13 protein-coding genes are annotated in these 20,595 nt (G+C 33.4%); 3 read left to right on the top strand and 10 right to left on the bottom strand.

Annotated features, from left to right (window positions below; translation table 11 throughout):
- Nucleotides 1-2 precede the first annotated feature (2 nt).
- The 4 genes from AAFU52_RS19275 to hisS form a co-directional block, all read right to left on the bottom strand.
- Nucleotides 3-2,084 (bottom strand): hypothetical protein, encoded by a 2,082-nt coding sequence (locus tag AAFU52_RS19275; RefSeq protein ID WP_438423172.1) that lies wholly within the window; start codon nt 2,082-2,084, stop codon nt 3-5.
- Entirely contained in the window at nt 2,084-6,823 is a 4,740-nt protein-coding gene (locus AAFU52_RS19270; protein ID WP_438423171.1) for a hypothetical protein, read from the bottom strand. Before AAFU52_RS19270 ends, AAFU52_RS19275 begins: the two co-directional genes overlap by 1 nt.
- 394 nt (nt 6,824-7,217) lie before the next feature.
- Nucleotides 7,218-7,709 carry a hypothetical protein gene (locus tag AAFU52_RS19265; RefSeq protein WP_024769062.1) on the bottom strand — a complete coding sequence of 164 codons (492 nt, stop codon included), beginning with the start codon at nt 7,707-7,709 and terminating at the stop codon, nt 7,218-7,220.
- 90 nt (nt 7,710-7,799) lie between these two features.
- Nucleotides 7,800-9,170, bottom strand: coding sequence for a histidine--tRNA ligase (gene hisS / locus AAFU52_RS19260; protein WP_438423170.1), 1,371 nt, complete (start codon nt 9,168-9,170; stop codon nt 7,800-7,802).
- A gap of 319 nt (nt 9,171-9,489) precedes the next feature.
- Here hisS and AAFU52_RS19255 point away from each other — a divergent pair, with 319 nt between their 5' ends.
- The gene (locus AAFU52_RS19255; RefSeq protein ID WP_438423168.1) at nt 9,490-10,725 is read left to right on the top strand and encodes an ABC transporter permease; all 1,236 of its coding nucleotides are present in this window, start codon (nt 9,490-9,492) and stop codon (nt 10,723-10,725) included.
- An 86-nt stretch (nt 10,726-10,811) separates the two neighbouring features.
- Here the strand turns inward: AAFU52_RS19255 and AAFU52_RS19250 are convergent, their stop codons facing one another.
- On the bottom strand, nt 10,812-11,291 hold the full coding sequence (locus AAFU52_RS19250; protein ID WP_438423166.1) for a DUF6495 family protein: 480 nt from the start codon (nt 11,289-11,291) through the stop codon (nt 10,812-10,814).
- Between the two features lie 217 nt (nt 11,292-11,508).
- Between AAFU52_RS19250 and AAFU52_RS19245 the strand changes: the two genes are divergently transcribed.
- Nucleotides 11,509-12,750, top strand: a complete 1,242-nt coding sequence (locus tag AAFU52_RS19245; protein ID WP_394331055.1) for a M20/M25/M40 family metallo-hydrolase — start codon at nt 11,509-11,511, stop codon at nt 12,748-12,750.
- Nucleotides 12,751-12,824: 74 nt separating this feature from the next.
- Here AAFU52_RS19245 and AAFU52_RS19240 read toward each other — a convergent pair whose 3' ends face one another.
- The 4 genes from AAFU52_RS19240 to rpsF all read right to left on the bottom strand — a co-directional run bounded on the left by AAFU52_RS19240 (nt 12,825) and on the right by rpsF (nt 17,255).
- Nucleotides 12,825-15,986, bottom strand: a complete 3,162-nt coding sequence (locus AAFU52_RS19240; RefSeq protein ID WP_024769057.1) for a TonB-dependent receptor — start codon at nt 15,984-15,986, stop codon at nt 12,825-12,827.
- A gap of 160 nt (nt 15,987-16,146) precedes the next feature.
- Nucleotides 16,147-16,599: a 50S ribosomal protein L9 gene (gene rplI / locus AAFU52_RS19235; protein WP_024769056.1), complete on the bottom strand. Its 453-nt coding sequence runs from the start codon at nt 16,597-16,599 to the stop codon at nt 16,147-16,149.
- A gap of 18 nt (nt 16,600-16,617) precedes the next feature.
- Nucleotides 16,618-16,917 (bottom strand): 30S ribosomal protein S18, encoded by a 300-nt coding sequence (gene rpsR / locus AAFU52_RS19230; RefSeq protein WP_174412104.1) that lies wholly within the window; start codon nt 16,915-16,917, stop codon nt 16,618-16,620.
- Nucleotides 16,917-17,255, bottom strand: a complete 339-nt coding sequence (rpsF, locus tag AAFU52_RS19225; RefSeq protein WP_024769054.1) for a 30S ribosomal protein S6 — start codon at nt 17,253-17,255, stop codon at nt 16,917-16,919. The genes rpsR and rpsF overlap by 1 nt, the downstream gene beginning before the upstream one ends.
- A 171-nt stretch (nt 17,256-17,426) precedes the next feature.
- Here rpsF and AAFU52_RS19220 point away from each other — a divergent pair, with 171 nt between their 5' ends.
- Nucleotides 17,427-18,134 (top strand): LytR/AlgR family response regulator transcription factor, encoded by a 708-nt coding sequence (locus tag AAFU52_RS19220; RefSeq protein ID WP_024769053.1) that lies wholly within the window; start codon nt 17,427-17,429, stop codon nt 18,132-18,134.
- Here the strand turns inward: AAFU52_RS19220 and priA are convergent.
- Complete coding sequence (gene priA, locus AAFU52_RS19215) at nt 18,131-20,584, bottom strand: replication restart helicase PriA (protein WP_438423164.1); 2,454 nt, start codon at nt 20,582-20,584, stop codon at nt 18,131-18,133. The two genes, AAFU52_RS19220 and priA, sit on opposite strands and share 4 nt — an antisense overlap.
- Nucleotides 20,585-20,595 lie beyond the last annotated feature (11 nt).

Below are 20,595 nucleotides of genomic sequence, written 5' to 3'. Positions count from 1 at the left end.
TCTTAATATTTTATTTTAATCGTTTCCATAGTAGCATAGCCTCCTGCTTTTAGGAAAGGTTTTATATGGTATACATAGGTATTGTTAGGAGAAATATTAGTGTCTATCAAATTTGTTTTTGATGACAAAAGTTGTTTCCACAATACAGGTGTCTCATTCTCTTTTGATTTATATATCAATACCTCATGCACTTCTTTGGTTGTTACACGCCACGATAAGTTAATTTTCTTGCTTACCCTATCTACCGTTCCCGAAAATCCTTTAATTACCTCATCTAAATCAACATTCTTAATCACAACGGTAATCGGTACAGAAGGCGCCGATACTAATCCACTATCATCCTGGGCGAAAATAGCATATCGATACCTTTGATTTGATTCTAGCTCTGTATCGGTATATGAACTAATGGTATCTGTTTCGAATAATAACTGCCATCCTTTATCGGCTTCATTTGTGTTTTGGCGATACAATTGATGATGACTAACATCATCGCTTGAGCTATTAATCCATTTTAGAAATACCCCTTTATCAATTACTTTATATTCTTCGAATACTGGAGAAGAAGGTGGCACAACATCTGGTTTTTTTAAGGTAAGTTTTTCAGAATACTCAGACATATTAAAGCGCTGATCTACAGCAACAATCTGGTAATATACTTTTTTATTTAAAGATTTTACTTGAACTGTATCCTGAAACGAAGTACTTTCTATAGGAGAAATGGTTATTTGTGTTACTTCTTCATTTTTCAGATTTCCTCTAAATACGCGATACCCTAACATATCTTTTTCTGTATTTGCCTGCCACTTTAATTGTACTACTCCCAAACTATCTACGGTACCTACTAATCCAATAGGTGCTGACGGAGGAATACTATCTATAGTTTGAACGAATGCACTTAATGAGGTACTTTTTTGATTATTTTGCCCATGAGCTGTAATCTTAAAATAATTAGAAGGTTCTGGTTTTTTAAATGTTGTTTTACGGGCATTTGGGCTAATATTAGATACTACAGGTTTATATGGACCAGCCTCCTGGGCTGCCCAATTTAATTCGAAGCTAGTAATCTCTTGTTCTGCTTCTTTTAAAAAATCCCATGTAATAATTACATTTCCTTCTGTATCAAACGCATGTTTAGAAATATGCGGTGTTGCTGTTAATTTTTTAACTCCCTTAGCAGAAGCAATTTTAGAAGCTGGACTTTCTTCTCCAAATGGTGAAATCCCAATTACCCGATAGTGATATGTTTTATTATTTTGTGATATGGTATCTACATAAAACATTCGTTTTGCAGGATGGCCAGGTTTATCATTAAGGTTGACTAAAGGTATATCTCCTAGTCTATTAAAGTCTGAACCATTTTCTGAGCGTTCTACAAAATAAGAAGTAAAAACACTTTTAAACATCTCATATTCCCAGGTTAATAAAATACTTTTATCATCAGGAACAGCAATAAGATCGATAGGAGATGGTAAAGGTTCTGAGTGCACCGTATTAACAATAACCGAACTTGATATCTCTTTTATACTTTTTGTTTCAGGAATTCTGCTTTTTATACGGTACAAATATTCTTCTCCCGGGGTTATTGACTCATCAATGTATCCTAAAGCAGCCATTTGAGCACCTTCAAAATTCATATCTGCCGCATATAATGAAAATGAATATCGCTGCTCTATCTCTGCAGACTTATTAATAATCTGAGCCACTCCTCCTTCTTGCATTTCTTCTACTTGAAAACCTTCACCGTATATAGCTTGAGCAATAATAGCTGCGTAATCATTTTTATGAACTATATCTTCCCATTCTTCTACAGGTCTGGGGCGAATAGAATCTTGCAAAACAACTCTTTCATATGGTGGTGTTAAGAGTTTTCCTTGTTTTTTAACTGTAAATCTCTCTAAAAGATATCCATATTTATTACCTTTTAACCATACTCCAGCAGCAGTTGGTGCCCATCGTAATAGGACTTTACCATTTTGAAACCTGGCAATGATCTGAACTTCATTTTGAGAAGTATCTTCATTACTCTGGCCATAGCCCAAACTAGTTATTCCAAAAAATACTATTATGTATAAAAGCCTTTTCATTAACGTATTTTCATTGGGTTTTTAAATTTGTAATATGCACTACTTCCCGTTATTCCACCAGGAAGCTTATAGGTAAGTTTCACATTATAGTTTCCATATCTAATAAATAGATATTCACTATCCAATATTCGTAAAGCAGGATCATTAGCAGGAATAATGCCGTCTACATAATCATTCATCACCTTATTTCTTACATCTAAATAATCAACCTTATACACTTCTGGTAAATTGTATCGATACGGAAAATTAATCGCTCTCCAGTTTAGATCCACTCCGTGTTCCAGACTAGTAAGATAATTTGAACTAATGGGTAGAGCTCTTTTGGGTATAAATCCTAAGATCGAAGGATCTCTGCTAATCGTATACTTTTTACTTATTCCATAATATCGATATAATATAGGGTCTATATCTTCTATCAAATAATCATCTTTTAATGTAGATTCTACTACTACCAAAGATTTCTTTTCTGAATATTTATTTCCTCTAAGTTCTACAATATCAAAACCTTCATGATTTTTTATCTTAGACGTTAGGTATACTACATCAGAAGTAATTTTGCCCCAATCATTATCCGTAATACTTATATCTTTAACTTTTGCTGCAAAAGTTTTATACTCACTTGATTTAAATTCATAACTCAGCCTTTCTATTTCTCCTTCTTTTATTACATCTTGAGCATTGTTTTTCCGAATTTCGAGTGTATTATTTTCTCCCAGATCTTTAGTCTCTGTACTGGTATTATCCTGATTCGAATCTTTTGAAGATTTGGTAGTACTTACTATAGTCATTAAATACTTAGTCTCTTTATCTGTTTTAGGTATAGTATAACTTACTTTATTCCCCGAATTATTATAGTTAAAAGCAGATTCCTCTATTCTTCCATTATCATCTACATATTTTACTATACTTTGCCATTGCGCATTATCAAAAAGATAATCCTGCCCTCGTTGTAATTGTATATACCCGGTATTATGTTCTCCAGAATAAAATAATTGTTGATCTACTACTGGATAGGAATATTGTATATTATGTAAAGGGATATGATCGGGAGCTGTTCCTGTGATAAAATTTCTCTCTTCAATCTCAATCACTTTTTGTCCATCTTCCAAAATAGTTTTGAAGACACCATCTATTTTTTCCTGAAAGCTTACTTCTACAGTAGCTTTTAATTTAGTTGCCGGAGGTAAAATATCATCAGAGATAAATGTTGCTCTATCATTCATATACCCCCACTCTAATTCTCCTATAATCTCTTTTTCGGTTTCGTCAACAACGGTAAACCTTTCTAGAATAACTTTATATGTTTTATCGCCATCATCTTCTGGAATTACAATAGGTTGATTTACTTTCATTGCAAATGTTGCTTGCGGAGCTGCAAAGACATCTACATCATTATCTCCATCTTTGGGTGTAAGATCAGTAATCATTTTTATACCTCCTAATGGTGCGGCATCTTCAAACTCACATTCTTTACCTAATGTGATCTTAAATCGATAACTTCCTTTTACCAGACCTCCCAATAAATCAAAATATCCTCCTGCATACCCTCGCATCCAAAACGGATTTGGTCCTTTGGCTTGCATTAGTATTGCTGTTCCTCCTTTTATAATCGGAATCTTTTTCTTTATAAAAAATAATTTGATTCGAATCCCTAGCTCTCCCTGCAGATATGCATATGCTTGTCCGTTAGCATACCATCCATTAATCCCAACTTCATCACCTGTATTTACACAGCGAGCATCTCCATAATCTTTAAGCATGATATCGAATCCTAAACCAGCCTGAAAACGTGCATAAAAAATAAGGAATCGTAGATCTCCAGTATCAAGTTTAAAATCACTTCCAAAGGCAAAACCTCTACCATCTCCCAATGCATTTTCGTCTCGCATATAGTCCAGAACTTCTGCTTCTACTCCAAGTATTTGAGCTACCTCGGGTGGTGGTGGTGGGCTACCGGGTATTCGATCCCCAGTCATAAAATACCCTCCTGTTTCCATAGAAAGAGGGCCAATTCCCATTTTTAGACCTAATCTATCTGTTGGTGTCCCCATATGAACATACCATTCATCTGGAGATATATGTACAACACCCCATCCCGCACGACCTCTGGATGCTCTTCCTACGATAACACTACCTACATTAACATATAAATCCAGTGTAGCATGAAATGACTTATTAACAAAATCAAGTTCCATAGCTAATTTTGCACTAATTGCTACTTCTCCTACAATTTCTTCAGGATATTCTTCTGTTGCTTTATCCATGAATGTTTTGCCTGCTTTGGTGTCCATAATGCCATTTACCATTTCATTATCTACCATTCCACTAAGCTTTTCAGACAGTTTTGCTACAGGGTTTTCAAAACTAAATGCTTTCATGGCCTGTGCTTCTCCATAAAATCCAAGTCGATTTACACCTCCACTTTTATTAAACTCTATTTCAAAACCGGCACTTACTGCAATTGCGCTTTCATCTCCGATTGCTGCAAAAACAGCTGCTTTTACCCCCAATCGTGTAGATTCATCAGGAATATAAGAAAGCCCAGAAGGTGAGAAATCAGGTCCTGCATTAGGTCTTCTACTCATTCTATAGAATGCACCACCGGCAAATCCATTTATTTGAAACGGTCCAGCTTGTATTTTTAAACCTTTTATCGCAGCATCAACATACCAATATCTAAATTCATTTTTTCCAAAAATCGCTTTACAGCTCAGTGGTCCAAAACTACCAAACGTACCCGTGATTTCTGCAGAAAAACCATCTCCATACACAGGGTCATTGTCCATTAACAGTAAAGAACCTTCTAATTGTATGGCTCCCATGTCTGCTATAAGATGAATTTCAGAAATATCTAATCTGTCATATTTCCATCGTTGCTTATACTCTTTTTCTTCAAATTTTCCGAAAATTCCTAAACGAGCATCTGCAGCAAACCCCTTTCCCATCAGGTTTACCTTTAGGTCAAATTCAATTCCAGCTTCATGCTCATTTGAAGAAAAAGCAATATCGGCTATAGATACAGGGAAACTGCTTAGTTTTACTTCATCTTTATACCCGAAATAGTCAACTTTCATAATTGGTGAAGTCGTTTGGAGTACTAAATTTTGAAATTCGATTCCTTTAAATTGAACAGTTGCATCATCATCTGTTTTTTTCCCTTCATTAGCCAATGATTCTTTTTGACTTGCAGAAATAGCCATTCTTCCGTTAAGGATAGCTTTGGGTTGAAAAGAACCATCTTTTACCATTAGTTCTACGGCAGAATTAGGTAGTAATTCTGCTTTGGCTTGAAACACATCAAATTGTAGTGTGTCTAAAGTAGAAACAACAAGGCCATATTCTTCTTCTGATATGATTCCTTTATATCCCAATCCCATTTTCTTATCATCATCCTGTTCTTTTCCATTATCAGAAATCGGAAGTAGGATACGGCCACTAAAATCCGCTCCTATTAATCTATTTGAAGCCAATTCGATACCAATCTTATCAACAGAGAAAGCCCATGCCTTAGATTCTGATGTTCTTCCTGATTCTAAAGGGATTATATTTTCGGCAGCAAATTGCCCTGAAACTCCATAACTATCAATGAGTAAATTAGCAGCTTCAAAACGTACTCTATCATTTTTAGAAATGCTTTCTTTTGTTTTAAATTCTTTTGGAAGTACTACTTCTAATGACTCAACAAATACTCCTCGCCATGATTCTTCACTGGGCAATAAAAGTCCTTTTTCGTAATAGTGCTTTGGAAAAGTAACATTTTCTGTTCTTAGGTCACTAAAATCAAATACTGCTTTGTTTAGCGAAAACATAAATTTGTCTTTCTGATTGGTCAGAACAAATGGTGTAATTCCGATCTCTACGATCAGATCATTCCAATTTGATGCTACTGCTTTAAAATTTCCGCGTACTCTATTAGGTATCTGCCTAATTTTATTATCCGCACCAGTATATGATCTCGTTTCTTCTAAAAGTTTTCCTTTCTCATCAACCGGAAGTAACATATTACGAGAAAATTGAACTTCTCCATCCAATCTCATTTCTTTTACCCCATCGCAATTAATCGTTACAGACGTTTTGTTTTGGGTATCTCCGGTTTTAAAATCAAACCCTCCTTTTAATGACAGTAACCAATTTCCTCCATTAAAAGGTATAAACACATCTCCAAGTAATACTAAATTAGCATCGCCCATTAATCCACCTTGGTGTGAAAGTTTTACATTATTAGCTCCAAAAAAAATCTCTAGAGGATCTCCTTTTTCATCTGTTTGTGGGAGAATAACTCTTACAAAAACAGTGAGTTCTGTATATTCTTTATTAAACCTCGCTTTTGTAAAACCAAGTTGATATTCGACTTCGTTTGCTATGTATTTTACCCCAACAGGTAACGTTTGTATATCTTCATTACTAAATGATGTAACCCATTTTCCTTCCTTATCTATTTCTTCAAAACCAACTTTAGCTTCTTCTTTTCCTTTATTAACTAATTCTCCCGGTGCATTGTATTCTTTCTGAATATTACTAAATGTAAATTCTGGAGCATAGGAGACATCTAAAACATTTTTTAGAGGAAATTCTTTATCGAGTTCGGGAAATTTAACAAACTTAGAAATCGTTGTATTCTCTCTTACTACTTTTTCTCCTTTATCTGTTTTAACAGTAAGCGAATCTTTACCATTACTAAAAGGGTATAATAGTGCAGGGACTATCCAAGATAAGATTAGAAGTACTTTTATTTTCATAAAAAATAATTAAAAGTGATGGTACAATAATTATATACTTAAAATCTCTAAAACTGCTATAGTATTATTATTTATATAGGTATCTAAAAGTTTTAAAGAGTTAACATTCTGTGCAAATATATACATATGAATAGCAAATATATCCCCCTGAATTCAGTGAAAAAAGCATGTTATTCAGTATAATTAGTGATTTTTAGGAATTATAATCAAATGCACCCAACATAAGCTATGTTGTTAAAATTGAATATGAAAATCGATTACAAAAGCAGGTGTAAAGAAGTATTTAAGAATCAATACACCTTGCCTGTTTTGGTGTTTCAAATAGGTTATATTACCTACCGAAAGAGAAATTAGTGATTATTTATTCCCTTTTTAAAATATTGAATTAAAAAGACTACATTTTAGAAGATAGCTCTGCAAGTTGCTCGGATTTAACTTGCATATATTCACTTAATTTTTCTATTTCTTCCCCAGGAAGTATATTCATAAGGCGGTTATATTGCTTACTAAGATCGCTACTTGCGTCACTTAATTTAAGAAAAGAATCCATATCGTTTGCTTCTACAGCTTTCTCATAATTTGCCACATATCGTTCATAATCCTTTATATACTTTTTGGAATATGTATTATCTGTAGTATCAAAGGTTCCTGGTATATGGTATGTTTTATCATCAGTAGTACTTTCCTTCTTGGCAGGTTTTTTCTTTTTGGTCGACTTTTTCTTCTTTTTTGCTTCGGACTCCTCATCAACTTCTTCAATAAAATCAGATGTATCTCCTCTAGCAACTTCTACCGGCTCCAAATTATCAGTTTTAGCTTCTTTTTTGCAAGAAACTACAGATAATAATGCTAGACAAAGAAAAATGGTCAAAATAGGGGTTTTCATAATTTTAGTTTTAAGACAATATATAGTTAAATTAATGTTATAAGAAGTAACGTTAATTTAGTATTTTATTTCTTAAAAGTAACAAAAAAATTATCGTAAAAGCTCTTTTAAGCCCTTTAAATCCATTTCTTTTTGAGTTCCGGATTCCATATCCTTGACCGTAAATGTATTATTATTCATTTCTGAAGTACCTGCAAGTACAACAAATGGTATTGTTCTTTTATTTGCATACCCCATTTGTTTCTTCATTTTGGCATTATCGGGATATAGCTCTGCTATTATCTCATCATTTCTAAGTGCATTAACTGCTTTCAGGCAATAAAACGCTTCTTCTTCTCCAAAATTTATGAATAGTACTTTTGTCGAAGGAGCAACCGTTTCTGGGAACAATCCTAATTCATCAAGAACAAGATAAATTCTATCCAAACCAAAAGAAATTCCTACACCGCTAATATCTTTTAATCCAAAAATTCCTGTTAGATCATCATATCGACCGCCACCACCTATAGATCCCATTTTTACAGTATCTGGTGCTGATACTTCAAAAATAGCTCCTGTATAATAGTTTAATCCTCGTGCTAATGTAACATCAAGATCCAAAATTGCTGTTTCTAATGGAATCTCTTTAATAGCATTAACTATAAATTGTAATTCTTCTACTCCTTGCATCCCTTCTTCAGAAGAAGCTAACATATTTCGTAATTTATCTAACTTTTCTGATGTCGTTCCTGTAAAATTAAAAAGTGGTTTTACGTTTTCTATAGCAGCTTCGGAAATACCTTTATTCAACATCTCTTTCTTCACTCCATCTTCTCCAATTTTATCTAATTTATCCAGTGCAACCGTAAAATCAATTAATTTATCGCTTGCTCCTATTACTTCTGCAATCCCAGAAAGAATTTTGCGATTATTAATTTTAATGGTTACCCCCTGAAGTTTTAGTTTGGTAAAAACAGAATCATATAGCTTGATAAAATCAACCTCTTGCCATAAAGAAGCGCTTCCTACCACATCTGCATCACATTGATAAAACTCTCTAAAACGTCCCTTTTGTGGTCTATCTGCCCTCCATACGGGTTGCATTTGGTATCTCTTAAACGGAAAATCAATTTCATTCTGGTGTTGCACAACATAACGTGCAAATGGTACCGTAAGATCATAACGAAGTGCTTTTTCGCTAATCTTTGTAGTCATTTTAGTACTATTCTTAGATGAATATAAAGCTTCATCCACCTTATTTAGATAATCTCCACTATTTAATATCTTAAAAATCAATCGATCTCCCTCTTCTCCATATTTACCCATCAAGGTTTCACTATTCTCAAAACTAGGGGTTTCGATAGGATGAAAACCGAATAATTGAAACTGTGATTTAATAACATTCATAATATAACTTCTCTTAGCCACTTCTATAGGTGAAAAGTCACGTGTTCCTTTTGGTATTGATGGTTTTTGTGCCATTATCTAGTTTTTAGTGAGTATTGGATAGACTATAGATATAGTACAGTACCTATTTATCTTTGTAAGCCTGCAAATATAATATTCTATTAGTACTCATAAATCATTTTAATTCGTACATAAGCAGCAATTAGTTTACTGATAATCAATATCATAACTACAAATCATTAACTAACCTTTACTAACTACCTGTTATTTCAAGCTGCAAATATCTAAAAAAAGTATAAAGACCTTGATCAATACTTATAAAAAATCTGGTTTTTTGAGTAACTTTAAACACGTTTTGTAGTCCTATATAAAGAACTCACTATTAAAAACTATTATGTTTTCACTTTTTAGAGAAAATATCCGAATTGCAATGGACTCTATAAAAGGGCAAGTTCTACGAACTGTTCTTACTATATTAATTATTGCAATTGGTATTACATCATTGGTTGGAATACTTACTTTGGTTGGTGCTTTAGAAAATACGATTTCTGGAGATTTTGCTTCAATGGGTGCTAATACTTTTAATATCCAACGCTACGAATTTAGTACGAGAAACAGTAGAGATCGAGATAAAATCAATCCTATTATTAGCTATCGTAATGTAAAAGAATTTAAAGATAAGTATAGTTACCCTTTCTCAAAAACATCTATTCATTTTACTGGTACTCGTAATGCCGAAGTAAAATATGATAGTGAAAAAACAGACCCGGAAGTATCTGTAGTAGGAATTAATGAAAATTACCTTGAAAATACCGGAACCGAAATAGATAATGGTAGAAATTTCACTTTTTTTGATGTAGAAAACAATAACCACGTATGTCTTATTGGATCCGATTTTAAAAAGAATTTATTTAAGGATACTAATCCTATGGGTAAAACCATAAGTATTAGAGGAGTAAAATTTAAGGTAATCGGGCTTCTGGAGAGCAAAGGAGCTACATTTAGAAATAATCAGGATTTACGAGTCCTGATTCCTTTACAGATAGCGAGATCCATTTTTACACTTCCTAATATTAATTATGGTATCAGTGTAAAGGTAGATGACAAACAATTTCTAGAAGGTGCTCAGGATGAGGCTATTCTGACTTTTAGAAACATAAGAGGACTAAATCCGATCGAAGAAAATAATTTTGGACTTGAGCGTAGTGATGACTTATTAAATCGAATAGCCAGTATTACTGTTTATCTGTACTATGCTGCCTGGATTATTAGTATTATTACCATATTTGGTTCTTCAATTGCTTTAATGAATATCATGTTGGTTTCTGTTACCGAACGAACCCGAGAAATTGGGGTAAGAAAAGCCTTGGGAGCCAAAAAACATACTATCGCAGGTCAGTTTTTTATGGAAACCATTATTATCGGTCAAATTGGTGGCCTTGTAGGGATTATCCTGGGAATCCTGATTGGAGGAGGAATTTCGGCTGCGGCAAATTTCTCTTTTAGCACTCCTTGGCTTGCTATATTTGCTGCTACTACTATTTCTTTTGTAATTGCAGTTGTTTCTGGATTATATCCTGCCGTAAAAGCTGCAAAACAAGACCCTATAGAATCTTTGAGATACGAATAGTAATTAACTACATATTACCTTTCACAATATATAAGACATTTCTTATGATACTGTGATCACTAATTATTATTTTAAAACAGTTGCTATTACTCTCTGTTTTCGATCATATTAGCAAAATAGTGATATAACTCCCCTTTAGTGATATTTGCTCCTTTTTGGATTAATGTAAATTTATCCAGGTTTTTATCATCACTATATTCCTTAGACGCATTATAAAATACCACTTCGTCATTTAGTAAATTACCCTGCAACCATTGATAACCTTCTTGTGTAGTGATATCAATAGCTTCATTATTCACCTTTACCGCAATAAGACACATCTCATTATCCTGCAATTCGAACAAATGTATCTGATCTTTCGAAAAATGTTCTAGATATTGCGCATTGGCAAGTACTTTTTCCCATACCAAATCACTAAAAATATCAATTTCTTCTTCGGCGACTTGAGGTTTATTTTCTTTAATATCACTCCACTCTTCTGCTGTAATGGATTGTGTTGCCAAAAAGTTGATGAACTCTGCATGTAATTCTTCTAATTGTTCCTTGCTTAATCTTTGATATTTCATTGTAAAAAAATTGACTGCAAAAGTAATTATAAAAAGATGATTTTAAAACAATAAACACTGTCTTCTAACCTCTATTTTCCCTTTACCCCAAAATATAAAATCTATAACCTCTAAAGTCCTTATATTTATCATTCAACAAATAACATCACACAAAATGAATACTTTTTTCACTACACGTTCTTCACATATCTTTTTATTTCTCTTCATAACACTTACTATGAATGCTCAAGAACTTTCTAAAACAGAAAAAAAAATCATTAAATCGATAGAAGCCAATCATAAATCAGCTATTCAATTTCTAGAGAAAGTAGTAAATATTAATAGTGGAACAATGCATCATGCTGGTGTAAAAGAGGTAGGAATGGTATTTAAAGAACAATTTGATGCAATTGATTTTAACACACGTTGGATTGATATGCCTGCAGAAGTAAATCGAGCCGGACATTTGTTTGCAGAAATTTCTGGAAGTAAAGGAAAAAAAATATTACTCATTGGGCATTTGGATACTGTATTTGAAAAAGATAGTCCTTTTCAAAAATTTAAGAAAGATGGAGATATTGCATATGGTCCCGGGACTAATGATATGAAAGGCGGAGATGTTGTTGTGTTATATGCCTTAAAAGCATTACATGAAAATAAATTACTTAATGATGCACAGATCATAGTTGCCTTTACCGGAGATGAAGAAAGCACAGGTCAACCATTAGATATTAGTAGAAAAGATTTGATCGATGCTGCTAAAAAAAGTGAAATAGCATTAGGGTTTGAGACATCTACAGGATTTAATTATGCCACAGTTGCCCGAAGAGGGTCTTCTGGATGGAAATTAGAGGTTAAAGGAAAAAGAGCACATTCATCTGGCGTTTTTAATGAACGAGTAGGTGCAGGTGCCATTTTTGAAGCTTCCAGAATTTTAAACGCCTTCTATACAGATGTTAAAGGAGAAGAGTTTTTAACTTTTAATCCTGGAGTAATTCTGGGAGGAACAGAAGTTAAATTTGATAGCTCAATAAGCGAAGGAGAAGCTTTCGGAAAAAGCAATGTAGTACCACAAACGGTTATGGTAAAAGGAGGATTACGTTTTATTTCTGAGGAACAAAAAGAAAGAGCACGCTCAAAAATGAAAAAAATTACCGAAGAAAATTTACCACAGACCAGTGCTACTATCTCTTTTAATGATAGTTATCCTGCTATGCAACCCACAGAAGGCAACCTAAAACTACTAACATTATTAAATAAGGTAAGTAAAGCTCTTGATCAAGGGGTAGTTGAGGCATATGACCCGGGTAAACGAGGAGCAGCAGACACTTCTTTTGTAGCTGATTATGTAGACTGCCTGGATGGATTAGGAACAATGGGAAGTGGAGCACATACTCCAAAAGAAACATTAGATCTAACTACCTTTGAAGCTCTAACCAAACGTACAGCAATACTCATCTATCGATTAATCAATCAATAGTTTTAATAAAACAATAAAAAAAGCCTTCAATGTGAAGGCTTTTTTTGTTCTTTAAAATAGAAATAAATTCTCTTTTAGAATATATATCGTAATCCTACCTGAGCCTGCCATCTTGATTGAAGACTCGAATCATATCCATAAGTATCAACCAAATTTGAATCAAAAGAATAGGTAGGTGTATTTGTAGCTGTATCTACATTAACTCCTAAAACCTGTACATTATTTGGTTGTTGTACTAATCCCCAATCCGAATTAATTAAATTACCAACATTTAAAACATCTAAGCTAACCTGAATCGTATTCGTTCTTTCTCCTACATTAATATTAAAATCCTGTAGCAGCTTAACATCCACCTTATTTCTCCATGGTGCTATAGCTCCATATCGTTTTGCATAGCCTCCTCTATTATCCCTAAGATAATCATCTTGTTGAACATACGCTTCAAAAGCTGCTCTCTGCGCTTCTCTTTCATTAAAAGAAGCTCCGCTAAATGAATACGTAGCTAATTCGGTCTGTGTAGGAATATAAATCAAATCATTCAAAGAAGATCCATCTCCATTAATATCGCCTGCATAGGTGTAATTAAATCGACCACCTTGAGCAAATTCAGCAAAACCAGAAATAGTAGTTGCAAATTTCTCGTTACCATATGTCCATTTTTTAGAAGCAATAGCAATGATTCTATGTTTATCTCCATATTTAGAGTACGATAGAACATCATTATTTACATTTCCTAAAGCAGGATTACCTGCAAATGCATCTCCGGTAATTTCTGCTTCAATAGAATTTACATCCTTAGCATCCAAATAACTATAGGCTACACTAGCATACAGGTTATTATCAAAATTCTTAGCTGCTTTAAAAGAAGCGTTTACAATTCTTCCTTTGTTAGAATTGGTTAGCACAAAAGCATTATTAGCACCTCTATCTGTAGCTCCATATATTTGTCTATTATCAACTCCTGATAATGTTTGAGTTGGTTCACGTAATCCCCAATTCTGAACATGAATTCCATTTATATCCTCTGTATACGCAAAATCACCAGTAAGGATCACACCATTATTCAATCTATAATCAACTCCTAAGCTAGATCTCCATACCTGCGGAAACTGAAAATCAGGATCTACAATCTGGAAAAAACCATCATCTGCCCCACTCACCTGGTTTCCTATCCACACAAATGGTAGTCTACCTGTAAATATACCTGTACCTCCACGGAGTTGGAAAGTTTTATCTCCTTTAACATCATAATTAAATCCTAATCTTGGTGATATCAAAAGTCTATCTGTAGGTAAAGTAGTTGAGTTTAAAGATACCTCTCCTTCGTTAGGATTAAAATATACAATACTTTCATCTCTGCTAGCTCCATTATCAGTATCTATATATTCCTGAATACGCTCATCGGTATCAAAATATAATGGTTTATCAAACCTAATCCCGTAACTAAACTTAAATCGTTCTGTAATATTCCATTCTTCCTGAATATAAAAAGCCAATTGCCCCACATTTAACTCTGCTAGTTTCCAACCTCCATCATTACCATCTCCTGCAGCGTTTAGTGCTGTAAAACGATCTTGAGCAAATTGTATATTAGCAGCGACTACACCATTATTTGCATCATCCAAAAAGGAACTTACCGAACCATAGGGTGAAAATAACCCACGATATGTAGATCCAAAATTAGCAAAATCTTCATATGCCGTTAAATTAAACGAGTTCTTAAATCTAAACATCTCGAAAGAAGCTCCAACTGTAACCGTATGATCTCCAAGAAAAATATTAAGATTATTAGTTGCCTGAATTACTTTTTGATCTAATTTATTATTGATAGAAAATGGTTCATGACCAGCAATGATATAATTTGATCCAGCTCCATCCTGAATTGTTATTACAGGTGCAGGTGCTGATAATGGATTTCTAAAATCATCAAAATGCGTGTAACCTGCCTGGAATTTATTAGCAAACTTGCTTGAGAATGTAGAATTAACTTCTAACTGAAAAGAGTTTATATTATTATTAATCTCATAACCCGAATTTTCAAACTGCAATGTAGAAGCGCTAGGTCCTCGGATTCCTAATGCCGTTGGGTGTGCAGGTTTTTCTTTAGAAGCTCTTAAAAAATTATAAATAATAGCTGCTCTATGTTTATCATTGATATTCCAATCTAGCTTAAGGATTCCTTTGGTAGATTCAGAATCATAAGTAAATCCCTGATATGCGCCTGTAGTATACCCCAAATTTGCCAGTGCATTGCTAACCGCAATCATATCCGATTCTAATACACGAGATTCATTAATACCACCACTACCCGTATTAGGTAACCAGGATGAACCTAAATCAGTACGTTGATCTCTTTCTGCATTAGCAAAAAAGAACAGTTTATTCTCAATGATAGGTCCGCCAATACTAAATCCGTATTGAGTTTGCTCCAGATCAGACTTAAATACATCCTCTCCCTTTACTTTACCACCGGTAAGGTCTTCATTTCTAAAGAATCCATAAACAGTCCCTTTAAAAGTATTGGTTCCACTTTTTGTAACTGCATTAACAGATGCTCCTGTAAACCCTGATAATGTTACATCATAAGGAGCTGTAGATACTTGAATCTGTTCGATAGCATCCAACGAGATTGGTTGTGAATCAGTCTGGCCTCCCGGAGTTGCAGCATCTAATCCAAAAGGATTATTAAATACAGCTCCATCTAAACTGAAATTATTAAATTGATCATTTCTTCCTCCAAAAGAGTTTCCGCTTGCTGTAGGTTCTAATCTTGTAAAATCAGCAGCAGAACGTGATATTGTAGGTAATGTTTGTAATTCTCTTCTACCAACACTAGTTTCTGCACCAGTGCGATCACTACTGAATGTAGAATTTTTATTAGTAGTAATTATAACTTCTTCTAATTGATTACTATCCTCAACCAACGTTATATTAAGGTTAAAGGTTTGTCCCAATTGTAAAAACACTTCATCAATAAGTTGCTTTTTAAAACCTACATAACTTATTGTTATTCTATAGGGCCCGCCTACACGTAAATTGTTTAGATTAAAACGCCCGTCAAAATCAGTCACTCCACCATAAGAAGTACCTGTAGGTCCATGGACTGCCGTAACATTAGCACCTGGTAGTAATTGACTCCCATTATCACGTACTATTCCCGAAATATTGGAAGTAGTAACCTGAGCATTGATCGTAGTCCCCATCAACACTAAAATTAATAGAATAATTTTTTTCATGTAATAATAACTTTTAATTAATTGATTAAGAATGAAGTTGTTTAAACTTTTTCGCTAGAATCAAAAAAGTTTAAACAACTTCAATAAAAATAAAATAAAAAAATCGCTCAAAAGAGCGATTTTTCATAATATTATAAAACAGTTATCAACTGTTATTTACCTATTTAGCTTTAGTAATTACTTCAAAAGCAACAGGAATAATTACTTCTCTATGAAGGCGTACAGAAGCTTCATACTGACCTAAACGTTTAATTGTTCCACCAGGCACAGTAATAAATTTCTTTTCTAATTCAACACCTTCCTTAGCAAATACTTCTGCAACATCAGCATTAGATACAGAACCAAATAATTTATCTCCAGCTCCAGCCTTCGCTAAAATTTTGATTTCTAATCCAGTAAGTTTCTTTCCTATTTTTTCTGCATCTTCGATCTCTTTCTTTTCTTTAAAAGCACGTTGTTTCAACGTTTCAGCAAGTACTTTTTTTGCAGAAGGAGTTGCTAATAATGCAAATCCATTAGGAATTAAATAGTTACGACCATAACCATTCTTAACTTCTACTACATCGTCTGCGAATCCTAGATTCTCAACGTCTTTCTTTAATATAAGTTCCATAATATGTTATGACGAATTTTATTTTAATAAATCACCAACGTATGGCATTAAAGCTAGATGTCTTGCTCTTTTTACAGCAACACTTACTTTACGTTGATATTTTAATGAAGTTCCTGTAAGGCGACGAGGTAATAGCTTACCTTGTTCATTTACAAATGCCATCAAGAAATCCGGATCTTTATAATCAATATACTTGATACCAGACTTTTTAAAACGACAATATTTCTTCGTTTTTGATGTATCTATATTAAGAGGAGTAAGATATCTAATCTCTCCGTCTTTTTTTCCTTTAGCTTGTTGTTCTATAGATGACATAATTAAGCTTTTTGTTTGTTTCTATTTCTTCTCTTCTCTGCCCAAGCAATTGCATGCTTATCAAGGCGTACAGTAAGGTAACGCATTACTCGTTCGTCTCTTCTGTACTCAACTTCTAAAGCATTGATAGCTTCACCAGGTACCTGGTATTCAAATAAGTGGTAAAATCCACTTTTTTTGTGTTGGATTGCATATGCAAGCTTTTTAAGCCCCCAATCCTCTTTTGATATCATCTTGGCACCATTAGAAACAAGAATGTCTTCGTATTTCTTAACTGTTTCCTTTATCTGATCTTCAGATAAAACGGGATTCAAGATGAAAACAGTTTCGTATTGATTCATAAAAATCTATATTTAAATTAAAATTGGCTGCAAAAGTAAGACTATTTTTTGGATTTTCAAACCCTAATATCATTTCGATGAAACACTATTTTTATCGATAAAAAGCCGAAATTGTTTGTGGAAATAAGATATATTCATTAATATTGTATTGGAATATATAACACTATACAAGTGGAGCAATCTCAATTAAAATGTGCGGTAGTAGATGATTCCCGCCTCCAAAGACTAGCTATTGTAAAGCTAATAGACGAACATTCTTCACTAGAATTAGTGGCTGAGTGGAATAATGCTATTGAGACAAAAAATGGTTTACTCGATACTCAAGTGGACTTATTATTCTTAGATATTGAAATGCCAATCCTTACTGGCTTTGATCTTTTGGATGATTTAGAGAATAAACCTCATATTATTTTTGTCACAGGAAAAACAAAATATGCATTTAAAGCTTTCGACTATGATGCAATAGATTATTTAAGAAAACCATTAAAAAAAGATCGTTTTAATGCTGCTGTTGACAAAGCTCTTAGCATGTCCCGTATAGGAGGAGAAAATGCTATTGTAGAAGATGACGATTATATTTTTGTAAAGAGTAATCTGAAAAAAAGGAAAATCTTCCTTAATCAATTAAAATATGTAGAAGCTTTAGGAGATTATGTGAAACTTATAATGGAAGAAGGTGATCCTATTGTTGTTTTAGCTACAATGAAATCTTTTGAAGCACAACTGCCTAGTGACCGTTTTTTAAGAATTCACAAATCTTATATTGTGAATCTGGATAAGGTAGAGCGTTATAATAGTCGTAATATAGAAATTGCGGATGAAAAAATACCGCTTAGCAGACATAAAAAACACTCTTTGATAGAAGCTTTGAATAACTAGTAGTTATCTACATTAATTATAACTCTTACTCCTGAAAATTCTTTTATACTTTTAAAAGAAGTGTTGATTTTTCTTATCACTTCTTTTGTTTTATTTAAAGATTGACCTTGCGGTATTTTTATAATTATATTTTTATGATATTGATTTCGTATTCTTGAGACAGGAGGAAATTCTGGTCCCAGAACATTTTCATTAAATACGTTTCTAAAAGATCTAGCTAACCAGTTTGTAGCTTCATTTACCTTATTATAGTCCTTATGTTTACCTGTAATCTTTATTGTTTTATAAAAAGGAGGGTATTTATATTGATGTCTTTCTTCGATTTGATCTCTATACATCCCAGAATAATCATTAACAGATACTTGTTGTAAAATCTGATGAAAAGGATTGTATGTTTGGATCAAAACTTTACCTCTTTTTTTGGTTCTACCTGCTCGACCTGCTACCTGCTGCATTAATTGAAAACTACGTTCATGCGCTCTAAAATCTGGAAAATTAAGTAGGTTATCTGCATTCATTATACCGACTAAGCTTACATTTCTAAAATCCAATCCTTTAGAGAGCATTTGTGTACCCACCATAATATCAATATCTCCTTCTTCAAAACGGTTTATGATCTTTTCATATCCATGTTTTCCTCTGGTTGTATCCTGATCCATTCTCCCAATATTATGATCAGGAAAAAGCTCTTGTAGCTCTTTCTCTATTTGCTCAGTTCCAAAACCTTTTGTAGTTAAATCAACGCTATCACAAGCCATGCATTTTTGGGGCATTGCAATATGGTACCCACAGTAATGACATCGTAACTGATTTCTGAAGCTATGAAACGTAAGACTAACATCGCAATTCGGACATTGAGGAGAGTGTCCACAAGTATTGCATTCTACTACAGGAGAATATCCTCTTCTGTTTTGAAAAAGAATAACTTGCTCTCCTTCTTTTAAAGCATCATGAATACCTGTTAACAAAGTATCACTAAAATGCCCAGTCATTTCTTTTTTTCGATATTTTGTTTTTATATCTACTAAATTAATTTCTGGCATTAGTACATCACCATATCTTCTGGTTAATTGTACAAATCCATATTTCTTTTGCCTGGCATTATAGTATGTTTCAAGAGCTGGAGTCGCAGATCCTAATACTACTTTGGCGCAAAACATTTTGGCTAAAACGATCGCTGTATCTCTGGCATGATATCTTGGGGCAGGGTCATATTGTTTAAAAGTGTTTTCGTGTTCTTCATCTACTATAATTAACCCCAAATTGGCAAATGGTAAAAATATTGCTGATCTAGCACCAATAACCACCTGTGCTTTTGGTTTTTTGGTTTTTACATTATTCCATGCTTCTACTCTTTCATTAACAGAATACTTAGAGTGATATACTGTGAGTTTCTCTCCAAAATATTCCTGTAATCGGGTAATAAGCTGTGTTGTTAGCGCTATTTCTGGCAGTAGATACAATACTTGTTCTCCTTTCTGAATAACTTGTTCTATAAGTTTTACGTACACTTCTGTTTTACCAGATGAAGTAACTCCATGAAAAAGACATACGTCTTTATCTTTAAAAGATTTCTTTATTTCTTCATAAGCCTTATCTTGATATTCATTAAGCTGTTTAGTATTTGCTGTCGTTTCTCCTGTATATTGAACACGATCGGTTTGCAAATGGTATTCGTCTAATATGTTCTTATCAACTAATGCTCGTATTACAGCTGCAGAACTATTAGAAGCTTTTACAAGCTCACTTACCTTAATTGATTTGGTAGTTTGGGCCTGTAATGTAAATAAATGCATCAACACCTCTCTCTGTTTAGGCGCTCTAGACATTGTATCTAATAAAACTCGTAGTGATTCTTCTTTATTATATTCTGTGTTTAATCGAATATATCGTACTATTTTAGGCTTATATTGCTCATATATTTCTTCCTGAACCGTAATAACTTCTTTTTCTATTAATCGTTTTATGACGGGTAGTACATTTTTTTTACTAACAATATTCATCACTTCTTGTATACGAAGTAAGCTCTGATATTGTAATGCTTCATAAATCAGAAACTCATCATCTTTTAACAAGGATTCGTCAAAAAGAGATTTTTCATTTTTCAGAATTATAGTTTCACTTTCTAGTAAGAAGGCTCCAGGAAGAGCAGCTCTCATTACTTCTCCTTTTGTACACATATAATAGTTAGAAATCCAGGACCATAGCTCTAACTGATGTTGAGTAACTATTGGTGATTCATCAAGAATATGTTCTATTTCTTTAGCTTCATATACCAAAGGGGGATTTTGATGTATCTTCGTTACTAGAGCAGCATACACCTTACTTTTCCCAAATTGAACAGCCACCCGCATTCCTGGTTGCAAAAAAGTAGCTTCAGTTTTATTAATACTATAGGTAAACTCTTTATCAAGAGGTATAGGAAGAATTACATTTATAAAGTATGACATTACCAATTATA

This window comes from Aquimarina macrocephali, from assembly GCF_051627225.1.
GTDB lineage: Bacteria > Bacteroidota > Bacteroidia > Flavobacteriales > Flavobacteriaceae > Aquimarina > Aquimarina macrocephali.
This window is presented reverse-complemented; position numbering and strand designations above follow the sequence as displayed.

Coding starts and splice junctions, on each gene's coding strand:
- AAFU52_RS19265 (WP_024769062.1), bottom strand. CDS start 7,709: ATGAAAACCCCTATTTTGACCATTTTTCTTTGTCTAGCATTATTATCT.
- rpsF (WP_024769054.1), bottom strand. CDS start 17,255: ATGAATCAATACGAAACTGTTTTCATCTTGAATCCCGTTTTATCTGAA.
- rplI (WP_024769056.1), bottom strand. CDS start 16,599: ATGGAACTTATATTAAAGAAAGACGTTGAGAATCTAGGATTCGCAGAC.
- hisS (WP_438423170.1), bottom strand. CDS start 9,170: ATGGCACAAAAACCATCAATACCAAAAGGAACACGTGACTTTTCACCT.
- AAFU52_RS19255 (WP_438423168.1), top strand. CDS start 9,490: ATGTTTTCACTTTTTAGAGAAAATATCCGAATTGCAATGGACTCTATA.
- AAFU52_RS19240 (WP_024769057.1), bottom strand. CDS start 15,986: ATGAAAAAAATTATTCTATTAATTTTAGTGTTGATGGGGACTACGATC.
- AAFU52_RS19245 (WP_394331055.1), top strand. CDS start 11,509: ATGAATGCTCAAGAACTTTCTAAAACAGAAAAAAAAATCATTAAATCG.
- AAFU52_RS19250 (WP_438423166.1), bottom strand. CDS start 11,291: ATGAAATATCAAAGATTAAGCAAGGAACAATTAGAAGAATTACATGCA.
- AAFU52_RS19275 (WP_438423172.1), bottom strand. CDS start 2,084: ATGAAAAGGCTTTTATACATAATAGTATTTTTTGGAATAACTAGTTTG.
- priA (WP_438423164.1), bottom strand. CDS start 20,584: ATGTCATACTTTATAAATGTAATTCTTCCTATACCTCTTGATAAAGAG.
- AAFU52_RS19270 (WP_438423171.1), bottom strand. CDS start 6,823: ATGAAAATAAAAGTACTTCTAATCTTATCTTGGATAGTCCCTGCACTA.